Annotated in this window: 16 protein-coding genes; 12 read left to right on the top strand and 4 right to left on the bottom strand. The window is 64.1% G+C overall.

Annotated elements, in window-relative coordinates:
• Window positions 1-10: 10 nt before the first annotated feature.
• From VFO25_04870 to VFO25_04830, 9 genes are all read left to right on the top strand, one after another.
• Window positions 11-2311 carry a bifunctional salicylyl-CoA 5-hydroxylase/oxidoreductase gene (locus VFO25_04870; protein HET9342223.1) on the top strand — a complete coding sequence of 767 codons (2301 nt, stop codon included), beginning with the start codon at window positions 11-13 and terminating at the stop codon, window positions 2309-2311.
• 8 nt (window positions 2312-2319) lie between these two features.
• Window positions 2320-2808, top strand: a complete 489-nt coding sequence (locus VFO25_04865) for a MarR family transcriptional regulator (GenBank protein HET9342222.1) — start codon at window positions 2320-2322, stop codon at window positions 2806-2808.
• A complete protein-coding gene (locus VFO25_04860; protein HET9342221.1) occupies window positions 2805-3617 on the top strand; it encodes an enoyl-CoA hydratase family protein in 813 nt (270 codons plus the stop codon). Before VFO25_04865 ends, VFO25_04860 begins: the two co-directional genes overlap by 4 nt.
• Window positions 3617-4798 carry an acyl-CoA dehydrogenase family protein gene (locus VFO25_04855; GenBank protein ID HET9342220.1) on the top strand — a complete coding sequence of 394 codons (1182 nt, stop codon included), beginning with the start codon at window positions 3617-3619 and terminating at the stop codon, window positions 4796-4798. Before VFO25_04860 ends, VFO25_04855 begins: the two co-directional genes overlap by 1 nt.
• A complete protein-coding gene (locus VFO25_04850) occupies window positions 4795-6423 on the top strand; it encodes a benzoate-CoA ligase family protein (GenBank protein ID HET9342219.1) in 1629 nt (542 codons plus the stop codon). Before VFO25_04855 ends, VFO25_04850 begins: the two co-directional genes overlap by 4 nt.
• Window positions 6420-6812: a RidA family protein gene (locus tag VFO25_04845; GenBank protein HET9342218.1), complete on the top strand. Its 393-nt coding sequence runs from the start codon at window positions 6420-6422 to the stop codon at window positions 6810-6812. The genes VFO25_04850 and VFO25_04845 overlap by 4 nt, the downstream gene beginning before the upstream one ends.
• Window positions 6809-7978 (top strand): acyl-CoA dehydrogenase, encoded by a 1170-nt coding sequence (locus tag VFO25_04840; protein HET9342217.1) that lies wholly within the window; start codon window positions 6809-6811, stop codon window positions 7976-7978. The genes VFO25_04845 and VFO25_04840 overlap by 4 nt, the downstream gene beginning before the upstream one ends.
• A 63-nt stretch (window positions 7979-8041) precedes the next feature.
• Window positions 8042-9382 carry an alkaline phosphatase family protein gene (locus VFO25_04835; protein HET9342216.1) on the top strand — a complete coding sequence of 447 codons (1341 nt, stop codon included), beginning with the start codon at window positions 8042-8044 and terminating at the stop codon, window positions 9380-9382.
• A 15-nt stretch (window positions 9383-9397) separates the two neighbouring features.
• A complete protein-coding gene (locus tag VFO25_04830; protein HET9342215.1) occupies window positions 9398-10309 on the top strand; it encodes a BadF/BadG/BcrA/BcrD ATPase family protein in 912 nt (303 codons plus the stop codon).
• 202 nt (window positions 10310-10511) lie between these two features.
• Here VFO25_04830 and VFO25_04825 read toward each other — a convergent pair whose 3' ends face one another.
• Window positions 10512-11126 carry a hypothetical protein gene (locus VFO25_04825; protein ID HET9342214.1) on the bottom strand — a complete coding sequence of 205 codons (615 nt, stop codon included), beginning with the start codon at window positions 11124-11126 and terminating at the stop codon, window positions 10512-10514.
• A 139-nt stretch (window positions 11127-11265) separates the two neighbouring features.
• Window positions 11266-12210, bottom strand: a complete 945-nt coding sequence (locus VFO25_04820; GenBank protein HET9342213.1) for a hypothetical protein — start codon at window positions 12208-12210, stop codon at window positions 11266-11268.
• Between the two features lie 264 nt (window positions 12211-12474).
• Between VFO25_04820 and VFO25_04815 the strand changes: the two genes are divergently transcribed.
• Complete coding sequence (locus VFO25_04815; protein ID HET9342212.1) at window positions 12475-13827, top strand: alkaline phosphatase family protein; 1353 nt, start codon at window positions 12475-12477, stop codon at window positions 13825-13827.
• 21 nt (window positions 13828-13848) lie between these two features.
• Here VFO25_04815 and VFO25_04810 read toward each other — a convergent pair whose 3' ends face one another.
• Window positions 13849-14568 (bottom strand): alpha/beta fold hydrolase, encoded by a 720-nt coding sequence (locus VFO25_04810; GenBank protein ID HET9342211.1) that lies wholly within the window; start codon window positions 14566-14568, stop codon window positions 13849-13851.
• A 384-nt stretch (window positions 14569-14952) separates the two neighbouring features.
• Here VFO25_04810 and VFO25_04805 point away from each other — a divergent pair, with 384 nt between their 5' ends.
• Window positions 14953-15303: a DUF1801 domain-containing protein gene (locus VFO25_04805; protein ID HET9342210.1), complete on the top strand. Its 351-nt coding sequence runs from the start codon at window positions 14953-14955 to the stop codon at window positions 15301-15303.
• On the opposite strand, the gene VFO25_04800 is transcribed toward VFO25_04805, so the two are convergent.
• Window positions 15275-15571 (bottom strand): hypothetical protein, encoded by a 297-nt coding sequence (locus tag VFO25_04800; GenBank protein ID HET9342209.1) that lies wholly within the window; start codon window positions 15569-15571, stop codon window positions 15275-15277. The two genes, VFO25_04805 and VFO25_04800, sit on opposite strands and share 29 nt — an antisense overlap.
• A 134-nt stretch (window positions 15572-15705) precedes the next feature.
• On the opposite strand from VFO25_04800, the gene VFO25_04795 reads away from it, so the two are divergent.
• Entirely contained in the window at window positions 15706-17331 is a 1626-nt protein-coding gene (locus VFO25_04795) for a S53 family peptidase (GenBank protein HET9342208.1), read from the top strand.
• Window positions 17332-17387: the final 56 nt, after the last annotated feature.

Genomic DNA, 17387 nt, shown 5'->3' with positions numbered 1-17387 from the left:
GAGGCTGAAAATGCGCAGCGCGGTCATCGGCGGCGGTCCGGCGGGGCTCTATTTCGCGCTCCTGATGAAGCGTGCGGATCCATCGCACGTCGTCGACGTCTTCGAGCGCAACCGGCCCGACGACACGTTCGGCTGGGGCGTCGTCTTCTCGGATCAAACGCTTGGCAATCTCGCCGTCGCCGATCCGAAGACCCATCAGCGCATCGTCGACGACTTCATCCATTGGGATGACATCGACATACACTTCCGCGGGCAGGTGCTGCGCTCCGGTGGCCACGGGTTCAGCGGCATCGCGCGCAAGAAGCTCCTCAACATCCTCCAAGAACGCGCTCGAGAGGTCGGCGTCGGGCTCCATTTCCAATCCGAGATCGACGGCGACGAGAGCCTCGCGGGGTCGTACGACGTCGTCATCATCGCCGACGGCGCGAACAGCGTCATCCGGCGGCAGCATGCCGCCGACTTCCAGACGCAGCTCGACGAGCGGCGCTGCCGGTACGTCTGGCTCGGCACCCGCCACCTGTTCGACGCCTTCACATTCGTCTTCGAAGAGACGCCGGCCGGTTGGTTCCAAGTGCACGCATACCGCTTTGACAAAGACACGAGCACGGTCATCGTCGAGTGCCGCGAGGAGACGTGGAAGAAAGCAGGCCTCGAAGGCAGGACCGCCGCCGAAACGGTCGCGTTTTGCGAAGAACTGTTCGGGCGCTACATCGGCGGCGCCAAGCTTCTTAGCAACGCCTCGCACCTGTCATCACCGTGGATCAAGTTCATCCGCGTCAGCAACGGGACTTGGCGGCGCGGCAATACTGTGCTCCTTGGCGACTCCGCCCATACCGCGCATTTCTCCATCGGTTCGGGCACGAAGCTCGCGATGGAAGACGCGATCGTCCTTGCCCGTGCGCTCAACGAGGCGCCCTCGGTCGAGCGAGCTTTCGAGATCTACGAGGACGAGCGCCGCACCGAAGTCCTCAAGCTTCAGAGCGCGGCGCGCAACAGCATGGAATGGTTCGAGCACGTCTCCCGATACACGACGCTCGATCCGACGCAGTTCGCATACAGTCTGCTCACGCGCAGCCAGCGCTTCGGCCACGAGAATCTCCGCCTGCGCGACGCCGATTTCGTGCGCGGCGTCGAAGCGCGGATCGCGAACGTCTCCTCGAACGGCGTGCCAAAGCGCGAGACGAAGAGCAAGCCCGCGCCGCCGATGTTCACCCCGTTCAAGCTGCGCGAGCTCGAGCTCCGCAACCGCGTCGTCGTCTCGCCGATGGCCATGTATAGCGCGATCGACGGTACTCCCGGCGATTTCTACCTCGTCCATCTCGGCGCGCGCGCGCAAGGCGGCGCGGGGCTCGTCTTCACCGAGATGACGAACGTCGCCGACGACGCGCGCATATCGCCCGGCTGTGCCGGCATGTATAAGGAAGAGCACGTCGACGCGTGGACGCGCATCGTCGAATTCGTCCACGGCTACACGCCCGCGAAGATCGCGCTGCAGCTCGGTCACGCAGGACCGAAAGGATCGACTCAACTCGGCTGGGAGGAGGGCGACGAGCCTCTCGAGTCTGGCAACTGGCCGCTCATCGCGCCCTCGGCGATGCGCTCCGGGCCGAACAATCAGTTGCCGAAAGAGATGACGCGCGCCGACATGGATGCCGTGTGCGGCCAGTTCGTCCGTGCGACCGAGATGGGCGAGGCGTGCGGCTTCGACATGCTCGAGCTGCATTGCGCGCACGGCTATCTTTTCTCAAGCTTCATCACGCCGCTCTCGAATCACCGCACCGACGAATACGGCGGATCGCTCGAAAACCGCATGCGCTATCCGCTCGAGGTCTTCCGCGCCATGCGCGCGGCGTGGCCGAAGCATAAGCCGATGTCCGTCCGCATCTCGGCGACCGATTGGGTGCCCGGCGGCATCGCACCGGAAGATTCGGTCGAGGTCGCGCGCATGTTCAAAGCGGCCGGCGCTGACCTCGTCGACGTATCGGCCGGCCAGACGTCGCGGCTCGCGCAACCGGTCTACGGCCGCATGTTCCAGACGCCGTTCTCCGACCGCATCCGCAACGAGGTCGGCATCGCGACGATGGCGGTCGGGAACATCTTCGAGCCCGACCACGTCAACAGCATCATCGCCGCCGGACGCGCCGACTTGTGCGCGCTTGCGCGCCCGCATCTGGCCGATCCCTATTGGACGCTCCACGCGGCGGCGGCGCTCGGCTACGCCGACCAGCAGTGGCCCGTGCAGTATCTCCAAGGCAAATCGCAGCTCGAGCGCAACCTTTCGCGAGCCGCCGCGCCGGTCGGGCCGATCTGATGCAGCGCATGGAGTCGCTCGATCACGAATCGCGAGCTCGGCGCGACGACCATCAGGCGCTGCGCCTCTGGTTGCGCATCCTGTCGTGCTCGAATCTCATCGAGCAGCAGGTCCGGCGAGGTTTGCGCAGGGAGTTCCACACGACGCTGCCCCGATTCGATTTCATGGCGCAGCTCGAACGCAATCCGGCGGGGCTGAAGATGGGCGAGATCTCCGAACGCATGATGGTGACCGGCGGCAACGTCACGGGGATCGCGGACGAGCTCGAGGCCGCGGGCCTCGTCGCGCGGCATGCGGTTCGGGGCGATCGCCGGGCATTCACGGTGAGGCTGACCAGCGCCGGCAAACGCGCCTTCGCCGAGATGGCGCGCGCGCACGAGCGTTGGATCATCTCGCTTTTTTCCGGCTTGTCGAAACGCGAGCAGTCGCAACTGTTCGAACCGCTCGCGAAGCTGAAGCGCCACGCTGCGTCGCGCAACGGGGAGCGCACCGGATGAGCCTGCATCAGGAACACGCCGGGCAATTCACTTGGTCGATCGACGGTGCGGTCGAGACGATCACGCTCGACCGGCCCGAGCGGAAGAACGCGCTCACGTTCGAGGGCTACCACGCGCTAATCCAAGCGTTCCGTTCGCTCGCAAATCTGAAAGACAAGATCAAAGCCGTTGTGCTCACCGGCGCCAGCGGCAATTTTTGCTCGGGCGGCGACGTCCACGAGATCATCGGTCCGCTGACGAAGTCGACGCCGGACGAACTGCTCCGTTTCACGCAGATGACGGGCGAACTCGTCAAGGCGATGCGCGCGTGCCCGCAGCCGATCGTCGCGGCGATCGACGGCGCGTGTGCGGGCGCCGGCGCTATCCTGGCGATGGCGTCGGACCTGCGGTTTGGCACAGCGCGAAGCAAGGTGGCGTTCCTCTTCGTCCGAGTCGGCCTTGCTGGTGCCGACATGGGCGCGTGCAGCATCCTTCCGCGCATCATCGGCGCCGGCCGGGCGGCGGAGCTGCTGTTCACAGGCCGCTCGATGCCCGGCGACGAGGCGCTCGCGTGGGGATTCTACAATCGCGTCAGCGAGCCCGAGGCCGTGCTCGCCGAAGCGACCCAGTGCGCGCGCGATCTTGCCGCGGGGCCGACCCTCGCGCACGCTGTCACGAAGAAGATGATCCACCGCGAATGGTCGATGGGTATCGACGACGCGATCGATGAGGAGGCGCGCGAACAGGCGCTGCTCATGGAGACGAACGATTTCCGTCGAGCCTTCGAAGCGTTCTCCGCCAAGCGCGCCGTGCGCTTCGAGGGCGACTGATGGCGGCTGCCGATCGCTTCGAGTGGCCGTGGCTCGACCAGCCGCACCGCGAGCTGGCGAACGGCGTCGAGTCATGGGCGGCGAAAACCCTCGTCGACGGCACAGAGCCGGACGACATCGACGCTGCCGTCCGGCGGCTCGTACAAGCTCTCGCCTCAGGCGGGTGGCTTCGCTACTGCGTCCCCGCGTCGCACGGCGGCGTCTCGCCGGCGGTGGATTGCCGATCGCTTTGCATCATCCGCGAGACGCTTGCCTACCGCGACGCACTCGCGGACTTCGCGTTCGCGCTCGAGGGCCTCGGGAGCTGCTCGATCGCGCTGCGCGGCACGGCGGAGCAAAAGGATCGATATCTGCCGCGCGTCGTCGACGGCAGCGCGGTCGCGGCCTTCGCGCTCTCCGAGCCGGATGCCGGATCCGACGTGGCCGCCTTGACGACCACCGCTCGTCGCGACGGCGACGACTACGTCCTCGACGGCGTCAAGACGTGGACGTCGAACGGCGGCGCGGCCGATTTTTACGTCCTCTTCGCGCGCGTCGGCGAGCAGTCCGGAAGCAAGGGCATTACGGCGTTCATCGTCGACCGCGGCACGGCGGGCCTTGAAACCGAAGCTCGGATCCAGGTCATGGCGCCTCATCCGCTCGCGACGATGCGACTGCGCGGTTGCCGGATCTCCGCAAAGGCCAGGATCGCCGCCGAAGGGGACGGTTTCAAAGTGGCGATGGAGACGCTCGATCTTTTCCGACCGTCCGTCGCTGCGGCGGCGCTCGGTTTCGCGCGTCGCGCACACGATGAAGCGGTGATGCGCGCACGCAGCCGTCGCATGTTCGGACAGACCCTCGCCGACTTCCAGCTGACGCAGGCGGCGATCGGCGACATGGCCGCGCTCGTCGATGCAAGCGCGCTGCTCGTCTACCGGGCGGCGTGGCTTCGCGATACGACGCAGCGCCGCGTGACAAAAGAGGCTGCCATCGCGAAGATGTTCGCCACCGAGGCGGCACAGAAGGTCATCGACCGCGCGGTGCAGATCCACGGCGGGCTCGGCGTCGTGCGGGGCAACGTCGTGGAACGTCTCTATCGCGACATCCGCGCGCTTCGCATCTACGAAGGCGCCACCGAAGTGCAGCAGCTGATCGTCGGCCGCCACGAGTTGTCGGACGACGGCCAGGCGGCCGGTCGATGACGCAGTCGGCGCACATCGACACGTTCGCGCGCGACAATTTGCCGCCGCGTTCGCAATGGCCGGAGATGCGCTTCGATTTGCCGGAACTGCAATACCCCGAACGGCTCAACTGCGGTGTGGAACTGCTCGACGTCAACGTGCGCGCCAAGCACGGCGGCCGACCCGCGATCGTCACGCCGAAGGAAAGTCTGACCTACGCCGAGCTGCTCGAGCGAACCGATCGCATCGCACACGTCATCGTCGACGAGCTCGGCTGCGTGCCCGGCTCGCGCGTGCTGTTGCGCGGTCCCAACGATGCGACGATGGTCGCCGCGTGGCTCGCCGTCATGAAAGCGGGCTGCATCGCCGTGACGACGATGCCCCTGCTGCGCGTCAAAGAGCTCACCGACGTCGTCGGCAAGGCGCGCGTCCGCGCAGCGATCTGCCAAGCGGGCCTTGCAGCCGACCTCGAAACGACGAAGGAGCGCTGCTCGGATCTCGAGCGGATCGTCTACTACGGTGACAGCGGGCCAACGGGGAACTCCCTCGAAGCGGCGATGCTTGCGAAACCGGCATCCTTCCTGGCCGTCGACACGGCAGCCGACGACGTCTGCATGATCGCGTTCACGTCGGGTACGACGGGCGTGCCGAAGGGCACGATGCATTTCCATCGCGATGTCCTCGCCGTGTGCGACACATTTTCGCAGCACGTCTTGCGCCCGGATGCAAGCGACGTATTCTGCGGCACGCCGCCGCTCGCGTTCACGTACGGGCTCGGGGGCGCGCTCCTTTTCCCGCTGCGCGCGGGCGCCGCAGCGCTGCAGCTGGAGAAGACGTCGCCCGAGCTGCTGCTCGACGCGATCGCGCGCTACAAGGCGACGGTGTGCTTCACCGCGCCGACGATGTATCGGGCGTTGACGCCGCTCGTCGGCAACGCCGACATCGCGAGCCTCAAGAAATGTGTCTCCGCGGGCGAGGCGCTGCCGAGCGCGACCCGCGCGGCCTGGAAAGATGCGACGGGCATCGATATCATCGACGGCATCGGCTCGACGGAGATGCTCCACATCTTCATCGGCGCTTCGGGCGACGAGATCCGCGCGGGATCGACCGGCAAAGCCGTGCCCGGATACACCGCGTGCGTGCTCGACGACGACGGCAAGCGCGCGAAACCCGGCGTCGTCGGCCGGCTCGCCGTCAAAGGTCCGACCGGGTGCCGCTACCTCGCGGACGAACGGCAAAAGACGTACGTCGTCGGCGGCTGGAATCTCACCGGTGACGCGTATTCGATGGACGAGGACGGTTATTTCTGGTATCAGGCGCGCACCGACGACATGATCGTCTCGGCGGGCAACAACATCGCCGGTCCGGAAGTCGAGTTCGCTCTGCTCGCGCATGCCGCCGTCCTCGAGTGCGCGGTCGTCGGCATCCCCGACGATCAGCGGGGAATGATCGTCAAGGCGTACGTCGTGCTGCGCGAGAGTTCGCAGGCAAGCCCCTCGATGGTGAAAGAACTGCAAGATCACGTCAAGGCGACGATCGCGCCGTACAAGTATCCGCGCGCGATGGAATTCGTCAGCGCGCTGCCGCGGACAGCGACCGGGAAGCTGCAGCGTTTCAAGCTGCGCGAGGAGACAGCCAGTAGATGAAGGTCGTCGAACCCGCCGGCTGGCCTCGAGGAGCCGGTTACTCACATGGCGTGACCGCGTCGGGTACGCTCCTCTTCGTCAGCGGTCAGATAGGCTGGGATGATAAGCTGCGCCTCGCCGGCGACGACCTGCCGCGCCAGACGAAGGCGGCGCTGTCAAACGTCGTCTCGATCGTCGCCGCGGCGGGCGGTAAACCCGATGACATCGTGCGCTTGACGTGGTACGTCGTCGACAAGCGCGAGTACATCGCAAAGCGCGGAGCGATCGGGGAGGCGTATCGCGCCGTCATGGGTCGGCACTTCCCGTCGATGTCGGTCGTCGAGGTGTCGGGTCTCGTCGAAGACGGCGCGCTCGTCGAGATCGAGGCGACAGCGGTGCTGCCGGCATGAGCGTCTTCAGATGGGATGACCCGCTCTTCCTCGATTCGCAGCTAAGCGACGCGGAGAAGATGGTCCGCGATGCGGCGCGCGACTATTGCCAGGAGAAGCTCATGCCGCGCGTGCTCGAAGCGAACCGCCGCGAGCGCTTCGACCGCGAGATCCTCGACGAGATGGGCGCGCTTGGTTTTCTCGGCTCGACGATCGACGGGTATGGCTGCGCGGGCGTCAACAACGTCAGTTATGGTCTGATCGCGCGCGAGGTCGAACGCGTCGACAGCGGCTATCGTTCGGCGATGAGCGTGCAGTCGAGTCTCGTCATGCACCCGATCCACGCGTACGGCACCGAGGAGCAGCGCGAGCGCTACCTGCCGAGGCTCGGCAAGGGCGAGATCGTCGGCTGCTTCGGCCTTACCGAACCCGATCACGGATCGGATCCCGGAAGCATGGTCACACGCGCGCGCCGCTCGAACGGCGACTTCCGCCTGAGCGGCGCGAAGACGTGGATCACGAATTCGCCGATCGCCGATCTCTTCGTCGTGTGGGCGAAGGATGAGGACGACGTCATCCGTGGCTTTCTCATCGAGCGCGGCGCCAAAGGCTTGTCGGCGCCGCCCATCGAGGGGAAATTCGCGCTTCGGGCGTCGAGCACCGGCGAGATCATCATGGACGACGTGCGCGTGCCGCGCGAGAACCTGCTGCCCGGCGTCGAAGGGCTCGCGGGTCCTTTCGGCTGCCTCAACAAAGCGCGCTATGGGATCGCGTGGGGCGCGCTCGGCTCGGCGGAGTTCTGCTGGCTGGCTGCGCGCCGCTACACGCTTGAGCGCTCACAGTTCGGCCGACCGCTCGCTGCGAACCAGCTCATACAATTGAAGCTTGCGAACATGCAGACCGAGATCGCGCTCGGCCTACAAGGCGCGCTCCGGGTCGGACGGCTCATGGACGAGCACGCCGCGACGCCGGAGATGGTGTCGCTCGTGAAGCGCAACTCGTGCGGCAAAGCGCTCGATGTCGCGCGTATGTCACGCGACATGCACGGCGGCAACGGCATCAGCGATGAATTCCACGTGATCCGCCACGTCATGAACCTCGAAGCGGTCAACACGTACGAGGGCACGCACGACATCCACGCGCTCATCCTCGGTCGCGCGCAGACAGGTATCCAAGCGTTTTCGTGAACGGCGTAAAATAGGACCACTCGCCCGCGGGATGTCTTCTTTTCGTTTGCGAAATCTGGATCCGTGCTCGATCGCATACGACTAGCCATGCTCGTGGCGGCTATGATGGTGGCGGCGATCGCGCCCGCACAGGCGGGCGCGTCGAACCTGACGACTCCCGGTCGCGGCGTCGACGTCGGGCTCTCGCATATCAAACACGTCGTCATCATCATGATGGAGAACCGCTCGTTCGACACGTTCTTCGGCACGTATCCGGGCGCCCATGGCATTCCGTTCAAGAACGGCAAGCCGTCGATCTGCGTGCCCGATCCGAAGACGGGCATGTGCATCTATCCGTATCACGACACGTTGCTCAAAAATTACGGCGCCGGTCACGGCGAGGCGGATTTCCTCGTCGATCGCGACAACGGCAAGATGGACGGATTCATCAAGGACGCCGAGATGGACCGTCGCAACCCGAACCCCGACGAAGTGATGGGTTACCACACGGCCGCTGAGCTGCCGATCTACTGGGGCTTCGCCCAGAACTACGTGCTCCAAGACCAGATGTATTCGGCGACGAGCTCGTGGAGCGCCATCGCTCACCTCTATATGGTGTCGGGTTGGTCCGCGCGCTGCACGGTGCCGAACGACCCGATGACGTGCTCGACGATCCTCAACGTCAGCTATAACCAGACGCCGGAGTTCCCGTGGACGGACATCACGTGGCTGCTCCACGCCGCGAACGTCTCCTGGGGCTACTACGTCTACCCCGATAAGGGCACCGAGCAGATGGCCTTCGAGGATCCGTCGGAAGGCTCGGTCCCGTTCCAGACGTACAGCATCGGCAGCGATTGGAATCCGCTGCCCGACTTCGACGACGTCAAGGAAGACAACCAGCTGTCGAACATCCAGCCGGGCGTCAATTTCGAGAGCGCCGCGCAACGCGGCGCGTTGCCGGCCGTCTCGTGGGTCGTTCCGAATTTCAGGAACAGCGACCATCCGTCGACGCCGGTCAACTTCGGTCAGCAATTCGTCCAGAAGCTCGTCGATGACGTCCAGAACGGTCCCGATTGGAGCACGACCGCGATCTTCGTGAGTTGGGACGACTGGGGCGGGTTCTTCGATCAGGTGAATCCGCCGAACGTCGACGCGGGCGGTTATGGATTTCGCGTGCCGGGTCTGCTCATCAGCCCGTGGTCGAAGCACGGATATATCGACCATCAAGAGCTGAGCTTCGACGCGTATCTGAAGTTCATCGAGGACGTCTTCTTGAGTTCGTCGCGGATCGATCCGAACACGGACGGTCGGCCGGATTCGCGGCCTGATGTCCGCGAAGACTACCCGGGTCTCGGCGATCTGACGAGCGAGTTCGATTTCACGCAGCCGCCGCCGATTCGGCGACCCTTCCAATACCAACATTGAGCGATCGGCCTTCGCGTGGCTGATCTACGCGAGGGCATCGCGATCGGTATCGACGCCGGCGGCACGAAGACGCTCGGCGTCCTTGTGGACGCGGGTGGTCGGGAGCTTGCGCGGGCTCGTGCGCCGGGCGCCAACCCGTGGAGCGCCGGCCGAGACGCAGCGCGTCAAGCGGTAGCCTCCGTCGTCGAGCCTTTGCTCGAAGGAAGCTCCGTTCGCGCAGTTTGCCTTGGCAGTGCGGGGATCGGGAACCCCGATTCGCGCGCCGCGGCAGAAGAGGACCTACGTGCGATGCTTCCAGCCGGCGTCGCCGTCGCCGTATGCATCGATGCGGTCGCAGCGCTGGGTGTGGTTGCTGACGTGCGTCCGGCGATGGTGGTGATAGCCGGCACGGGGAGCATGGTGTACGGCGAACGCGGTGACGGATCTCCCGTGCGCCTCGGCGGGCACGGCGCGCTCATCGGTGATCCGGGCAGCGGCACCGTGCTCGGCTTGGCTGCGCTAAGACACACGGCGCGAGCGCTCGATAGAGATGCGCCGCGCGGCGCGCTGTCCGATGCGATCGCCGTGCGCTTAGGCGTACGTCGATCGAACGAGATTCTCGAAAAGATCGGCTGGCCGGCGTTCGACGTCGCGCTTGTCGCATCGCTCGCACCACTCTTGGCGCAGGCGGCCCAGCTCGGCGACGAAGCAGCCGGTCGCATCATCGCCTCGGAGGCAGAAGCTCTGGCAGCGGACGCGCGCTACGTCGCGACACTCGTCCGGACCGACGCGCCACTTGTGACATTGCTCGTCGGTTCCATCCTCGGCGCGTTTTCGCCGATACGCGACGGCGTCGAACGGGCGGTGCGCGAAACCGGTCCGATCGCGCTGCACGAAAACGTCGAACCGGCTTTGGGTGCAGCCCGACTCGCTCTCGCCATGCTCTAGCACGCAACCGATCCATTACGACAAACGCGACCGATTCATCACGAAAAAAGGGGAGCGGTCGAGATTTATCTCGACCGCCGCGGCCGATCCATCGCGAAAAAGAAAAAGGGAGCGGTCGAGATTTATCTCGACCGCCGCGGCCTTGCAACTGCGAGGTCGTCTCCGGTCGAGCTAAAGCTCGACCGCTACAGATTGTGGTTGGCTAGCAGCCGTAGCCTTTACAGCCGCCGCCGCCGCTCGATTGCGGAGCCGGTGTCGCCTCGGGACCCGGAGTAGCGCCGACTTGGACGACGATGCCGTCTTGCATGCCATCCGCGAAGTGGATACCGCAGATGATGAACAGATTGCCCGTTGTGTTCGTCACCATGAAGGGTCCGATCGTTCCACCGGCAGCGATCGGTCCGCTCAGAAAGCCGGGGCCGAAGGTACCGCCGTTATCGTCCGTCGCCGTGCTTTGCGGACCCGGAGTCGGATACGCGCTAAACACGTTCACCGTGTGCGCGGTCGTGTCGTTGTTCGTGATCGTGATCATCTCGCCGGGGGAGAAGCCCATGACCTGTGCGTGCGCCTGCTGTGTGAAGCCGGTGACGACATTGAACGGAGCACCCATGTTGATCGAGCCGTTGCCGCCGCCGAAGAAATTGACGTGGATGACCGGCCCAGGCGAAGGCGATGGATTGGGCGGCGGCGGGGGAGGCGGATTGTACGCCGATCCACCGCCGTAACCGCCACCGCCACAACCTTGTATGACGACCGCGGCCAGCGCTGCGAGCGTAAATCCCGTGGCGAGCTGGCGTGTAAGAGCCGTGATTTTCATATAGCCTCCCTCCGACGTCGGAACTCGAACGCCGAGCGCCGACTATGAAAGGATACCTATACCGACTGAAATCCGGCTGAAGCCTTGATCAGTCGCTTTTATGAAAATCCGGCCCGTTCTCGCCCGAGCTGATTCCCGCTCAGATACGGCTCGCTGGATCGACGGCGACACCGTAGGGCACGTTTCCGTTGAGGCCCGCGTCGTATTTCTTCTCGAGCGTCGCCCCGGAGCAAGGCCCGTACGCGTCTTCTTCGATGAAGCTGCCCGTGTTCGTCTTGTAGATGTCGCCTCCGGAGCGGTCGAAGGCTAGGTACATCTCCTCGCCATTCACCGGATCTGTGCCGCACGGAGAGAAGCTCGGCGTGAAGTACTGCGTGCCGGCCAACACGCTTTGGACCGCGAGGTTTCCCGCGTTGTCAAACGCAACGCCTTCCATGCCGGCCGCTCCCGGGTTCGAGACGACTGTCGTACCGTGTCCTCGTGCGTGGACGAACTCATCGCAGAAACCGCCATTAGCGTTGTTGTAGCAAGCGATGAGTTCGCGGTGCTCGTCGATCGCGATGCCTGAGACGGTACCGAAATTCGGATCCGTGATGACGCGCGTGATCGTCGTGCTGCCGGGCGCATACACGGATATGCTGCCCGACGAGCTGTTGGTGTCTTGCAGGTTCGCGACATAGACGGTGCCGCTAGGGTCGACCTTGACGTCGACGGGCAGATGCCCGCTATCATCGAGCGTCCGGAGCACCATCGTCGAGCCTTTCGCGTAGACCGGCACGTTCTGCGCTCCGAAGTTCGCGACGTAGACGTTGCCGGCCGTGTCGACACCGACGCCGCTTGGAAACGACAAGCCGGTCAGCGTACCGGCGACTCGATTCATGCCGTGGACGTACCAGACGCATGCGTTTGCTGTGAACTCGCACGCGTAGATGAGCGTCTGCGCCGTGGCCGGCCGGATCGTCGTCGCATTTGGGGGCGGCTGGACGAGAGGCGTGCTTTGAACAGTCGAGTTCGCGGAACAACCGGCGAAAACCGAGATCGCGGTCGACGCGGCGGCCGCTGCGAGAATACGTTCGATGCGCATGACTACGACCTCCAACGGAGAGCGCCGCATCGCTAGGCAGCGCGGCGGTCGATGAATGGTGGATGACGCGCATTCAAAACGGCGAGCGAGCCGTCCTTGAGCCGCGGGGCTCAATTCTGCTCATTTCGACCGCTGGCCGGAGCGCTGCGCCGGTCATCAAGACGTCATCAGCCACTAACGCGCCTCTAATCATGTCGGTGCGCTCCGAGGGTATCATGCTGAAAACGGGGCGGAACTTACCGAACCGGCATGAGGGTAACGGGCATGCTTCGCAAGGTCGCCTCGTTCGCAGCGATATCCGCCTGCGTCGTGCTGAGTGCTTGCGGCGGCGGAGGCGGTTCGATGGCGCCGCTCCCAGTGTCGACGCCCGCCACGCAAACGCCGATCAAACACGTCATCATCATCGTCCAAGAGAACCGCACGGTCGACGATCTCTTCAACGGCTTTCCCGGTGCGGACACGGTGACGAGCGGTAAGACGTCGACCGGAAAAATCGTGCCGCTCCAGTCCATACCGCTCGAAGCGCCGTACGATCTCGATCATAGCCATGCCGGAATAGATGGCGTCCCTGGCGGTTTTGTCGTGGAATATGACGGTGGAAAGATGGACGGCTTTGACAAGGAGCCGGTCCATCCGGCAACCGGATCGACGGCACCGCCTTTCCCCGCATACGGATACGTGCCGCAGTCGGAGACGAAGCCGTACTTCCAACTCGCCGAGCAGTTCACGTTCGCAGACCACATGTTCCAGAGCAACGAAGGACCGAGCTTTCCGGCGCACCAGTACATCATCTCCGGCACGTCTGCGCCGTCGGTGGGCACGGATCTGCTTGCGGCCGAAAACGTCGCCTATCTGGACGGCGTCCGCAAAGAGAACTCAGGATGTGACTCACCGCCCGGAAGCACGGTCGCGCTGATCAACACGAAGGGCGACGAAAATCAGACCATATTCCCGTGTTTCGACCACCCGACGCTGCCGGATCTCCTCGATGGGAAGGGCGTTTCGTGGCGATACTTCACGCCGGAGCCGTTCTTCTTATGGACGGGTCCGGAGGCGATACGCCATATCCGATTCGGGTCCGATTGGTCGAAAGTGTCGGTGCCTGAGACGAACATCTTCAACGCGATCTCCCGCGGAACGCTTCCCGCCGTATCGTGGGTGGTGCCGACGGGCGCGAATTCCGATCACCCATTATCGCAGTCGAACACAGGACCGTCGTGGGTGGGCGATGTCGTCAACGCAGTCGGCTCGAGCCGATACTGGAACAGCACCGTGGTCTTCGTGACCTGGGATGACTGGGGCGGGTGGTACGACCATGTCGCGCCGACGATCTACAACAGTTACGAGTTAGGGTTTCGCGTGCCGCTCATCGTCATCTCGCCGTACGCGAAGGCGGGCTACGTCTCGAAGGTGCCGCACGAATTCGGCAGCCTCTTGCGCTTCATCGAAGGCAACTGGAGTCTCGGCTCGCTTGGCTATACCGACGCGCGCGCCGATGACCTATCCGACTGTTTTGATTTCAACCAAACGCCGCTCCCGTACAAACCGGTGACGACGCTCTACTCAAAAGCGCAGATCATGAATAGTTGGCGGGCGGAGCCCCCGGACAACGACTAAGCTTCTCGTCGAGCGCGTGCGTCAGATCTTATGAGCCACCGAACACGCCGATCGTGGCCTGTCGAAGATGACGGCGATCCCGCATGCCGATGTGAACATCTTCCGGTTGTCGTGACCGACGCCGGGGACGAACGCGTAATCCTGCGCCGTGCCGGCGGGATGGCGTCGCTTCAGATACGCGGCGTACGCCTTGCCGCGAGCGAAACGATGCGGTCCTTGGGATTCGCCGGCGCACGACGTGTCGAGATCCCACTCGCGCGGATTTGTATCGGCGGTCCCGAGCAGGTAGGTGATGTCGCGCGCGATATAACGCTGTTCGTACGCAGCTGAGGAGGCATCGACGTAGGGCGGAGCGTCGATGAAGCCGTAGCGCCAATGATCGAAATCGGCGCAGCCCTTGTGCGCGTACGGGCGCTGCCCGCCGAAGTAGAGGTATGAGGACGGGTTTGAGACGATGAGATGGACGCGCACGCCGCTGTTCGCGATGAGGCTCGGACCATTACCGACAACAGCGTAGCGCTGAACGATCTGGCCTCCGGCGGAATGACCGACGACGACGATCGACGTGAGCTTGGGGAATCGCGTCCGATCGGCGAGCCGCTCGAGCATCGCGTCGAAGACCGAGTAGGTGCTGATCGGCCCAATCGTCGCTCCAGCGAAGTGTCGTCGCCGGGACGTCGTGACCTTTGAGGTCGACCGCTTCGACGAATTGCGGCGCGATGAGGAGCGTGTCGTCCGCATGCGCCGCGCGCAGCGTGAGCTCACCGGTTGCGAAGTACGTATCCGCGTTGCGCAGGACGCCGTGGACGATGATCATTGCGCGAGTCGCGGTCCGCGAGCCGTCGAGCGATCCGTTGCCGAAATAGCGCGCGATTCCAGCGCCCTCGGACGTCGACACGAGAAATGAACGATTCGCAAGCACTCCGGACGTGAGCCCGGGCGGCTCCGTCTCTTTCGGAGCCGGCGCGGGTGCCGCCGCAGACGCGATCGACCTGGAGACTATTATGAGCGGACAAAGGAAGAGCATTTTGATCATCGTCCGTGCTTTGCCGTATCGCTCTGCTGCTCCCCGGGGGAGGCTCGTCCGCGCCGCGAAGGTCGGGCATCGTGAGGTGACATTCAACTATGGCGGAAAGGGCTTCGAAAACCGTTGACGACTACATCGCGGGTTTTCCGGCGGACGTGCGGCGCAGGCTGAAGCAGATGCGCGCGACGATCCGCAAAGCCGCGCCTAGCGCGACCGAGACCATTAGCTATAGCATCCCGGCGTTCAAGATGAACCGCATGCTCGTCTGGTACGCCGCGTTCTCGAACCACATCGGGTTCTATCCTGGCGCCGGCGGCGTCGCGCACTTCAAGGACGAGCTATCGAGCTACAGATTTGCAAAGGGCTCGATCCAGTTCCCATTCGACAAACCGTTGCCGCTCGCGCTCGTGACGAGGATCGTCAAGTTCCGCGTGCGCGCTTGTCGATGAGGATGCCGACACCCATGAGGATCAGCGCGTTGAGCGCCAGCGGAACGCAGTAGACGATCCAAACGTTCGCGGCATGGATCCAGTCGATCCACGGAAGCAGCAGCATCCCTGGGGCGAGCAGCCCGTTAAAAGTGTTGAGGCAGTCTGGGTCCTGACACGGTTCTGAAAGCGCGTTCAGCGCGTAAAGCGACGTCGCAGCGAACAATACGAGATAAATAGCTGGGAGGCGCAACGCCCAGCCGACGCGCCGGCGTCCACGACGCTTCATGGTCCCATTGTTCGATTGCTCTAGAGTATTGGGCCTTTCAGCGCGTTCGTCACGCACACGACAGGAGCGGTACGTCGCCGTCCGAACACGAGCGCACTTATCAATGCGATTTCGCCTGACACGGAGGGGGAACGATGCGTAGGCTAACCTCTTTGGCACTGCTCTTGACGGCGGCGTCGGCCGCTGTGATCGCGATGACGGCCGCTGCATCCGCTGCGCCGTACGCAGCGATCGTCGCACCGCCGCGTAGCGCCGGCCTCACCGATCTCGGGAGAGTCGGGGCGGCGCAACCGATCACGCTCTCGGTCGTCATGCGCTTCAGGAATGACGCCCAGCTCGATCAATTCGTCGACGCGGTCAGCGACCCGTCATCGCCGTTCTTCCGCCATTTCTTGACGAGCGCGCAGTTCCGCGCCGCGTTCGCGCCAAGCGCTCAGGCCGAGCGACAGGTCACCGGTCTGCTCACGCGCGCTGGATTTTCCGTGAGCGCGTCGCCCGACGGCACCATCCTCCACGCGCGTGCATCCGCGGCGGTCGTCGAGCGGTATTTCAACACGCGAATCGACGCCGTTCGACAAGCCGGTGCAAGCGGCATCCGTTACGCGAACGTCACGCCGGCGTATGTGCCGGGGGCGCTGGGCGGAGCCGTCCGCGACGTCATCGGTTTCGATGACTTGCACGGTCCGACGACCGATCACATACTCGCCAAGAGCGACGGCTTGCCCGACAAGCTCGGGCCCCCGCTTAAAGGCCCGCGTGGCGGCTACGGTCCATTCGCGATCGCGCAAGCGTACAATTATCCCGTTCAGCATGGCTTCGGCGGTCACGGCCAAGCGGTCGCGATCGCGATCGACTACGATAGTTCGGACAACGATCTCAACGCGTTCACCGCGTATTTCAACATCCAGCGCAAGGGCAAGGTCGTGCACGTCCCAGTCGATGGCGGCCAGCCGTACGACCCGAACAACAGCGTCGAATCCACGCTCGACACCGAGACCGTCGGCGCCATGGATCCTGGGGCCGACATGTACGTGTACAACTTCGGCGCGGCGTTCACGTGGACAGAGATCACGGACGCGTACGCGAAGGCCGTGTCCGACGATCTCGCAGAGGTCGTGAGCTCGAGCTTCGGTCTTTGCGAGGACGACGTCGCACAAAGCGTCATCGACACGATCACGACGATCACGAAAGAAGGCGCTGCCGAAGGTATCAGCTTCGTCGCCAGCACCGGCGACTTCGGCCGCGGCGGTAAGTGCGCGGATGGAACCGGCCAGGATGTCCCTGCCGTCACGCGTTACTTCACGTCGGTCGGCGGCGTCGATCCTTCGATCGATGCGAATGGCAATCTCATCAGCCAGCATGAGGATTCGGGCTCTGGCGGCGGCCCATCAGACATCTTCCCGATCCCGCACTATCAAGTCGGCCTGGCCGGCGTATTCTCGACGACGACGCGGAACATCCCCGACGTGTCCGGTCCATATTTCCCGGACGCGTTCTACCTCAATGGGAATTGGGGAGTCATCGGAGGGACGTCATGGGCAGCGCCGGCGACGGCGGCGTTTCTCGGGCAGGTAGACCAAGTCGAAGGCAGTCGCGTCGGCTTCGCCAACCCGTCGCTCTACAGAACCTTCAAGCTGCACGGCTACCTGATATACACGGACGTCGTGAGCGGCAACAACGGCATACCTTGTCTGACGGGCTATGACGATTGTTCTGGGATCGGGTCGATCTTAGGTCTGCAACTCGCGCGGAGGATCTGATCCGTCCTGAGTAGGACACGGTCACGATAAAGGAGGGCGAGCAGTGCTCGCCCTCC

The sequence above is a fragment of the Candidatus Eremiobacteraceae bacterium genome, assembly GCA_035710745.1.
Taxonomy (GTDB): Bacteria; Vulcanimicrobiota; Vulcanimicrobiia; order Eremiobacterales; family Eremiobacteraceae; genus JANWLL01.
This window is presented reverse-complemented; position numbering and strand designations above follow the sequence as displayed.

Bases quoted from the DNA above. Each gene is read 5' to 3' on its own strand.
- VFO25_04855 (HET9342220.1), top strand. From the start codon at position 3,617: ATGGCGGCTGCCGATCGCTTCGAGTGGCCGTGGCTCGACCAGCCGCAC.
- VFO25_04845 (HET9342218.1), top strand. From the start codon at position 6,420: ATGAAGGTCGTCGAACCCGCCGGCTGGCCTCGAGGAGCCGGTTACTCA.
- VFO25_04825 (HET9342214.1), bottom strand. From the start codon at position 11,126: ATGAAAATCACGGCTCTTACACGCCAGCTCGCCACGGGATTTACGCTC.
- VFO25_04800 (HET9342209.1), bottom strand. From the start codon at position 15,571: ATGAAGCGTCGTGGACGCCGGCGCGTCGGCTGGGCGTTGCGCCTCCCA.
- VFO25_04815 (HET9342212.1), top strand. From the start codon at position 12,475: ATGCTTCGCAAGGTCGCCTCGTTCGCAGCGATATCCGCCTGCGTCGTG.
- VFO25_04840 (HET9342217.1), top strand. From the start codon at position 6,809: ATGAGCGTCTTCAGATGGGATGACCCGCTCTTCCTCGATTCGCAGCTA.
- VFO25_04820 (HET9342213.1), bottom strand. From the start codon at position 12,210: ATGCGCATCGAACGTATTCTCGCAGCGGCCGCCGCGTCGACCGCGATC.
- VFO25_04795 (HET9342208.1), top strand. From the start codon at position 15,706: ATGCGTAGGCTAACCTCTTTGGCACTGCTCTTGACGGCGGCGTCGGCC.
- VFO25_04850 (HET9342219.1), top strand. From the start codon at position 4,795: ATGACGCAGTCGGCGCACATCGACACGTTCGCGCGCGACAATTTGCCG.
- VFO25_04810 (HET9342211.1), bottom strand. From the start codon at position 14,568: ATGCGGACGACACGCTCCTCATCGCGCCGCAATTCGTCGAAGCGGTCG.
- VFO25_04860 (HET9342221.1), top strand. From the start codon at position 2,805: ATGAGCCTGCATCAGGAACACGCCGGGCAATTCACTTGGTCGATCGAC.
- VFO25_04870 (HET9342223.1), top strand. From the start codon at position 11: ATGCGCAGCGCGGTCATCGGCGGCGGTCCGGCGGGGCTCTATTTCGCG.
- VFO25_04865 (HET9342222.1), top strand. From the start codon at position 2,320: ATGGAGTCGCTCGATCACGAATCGCGAGCTCGGCGCGACGACCATCAG.
- VFO25_04805 (HET9342210.1), top strand. From the start codon at position 14,953: ATGGCGGAAAGGGCTTCGAAAACCGTTGACGACTACATCGCGGGTTTT.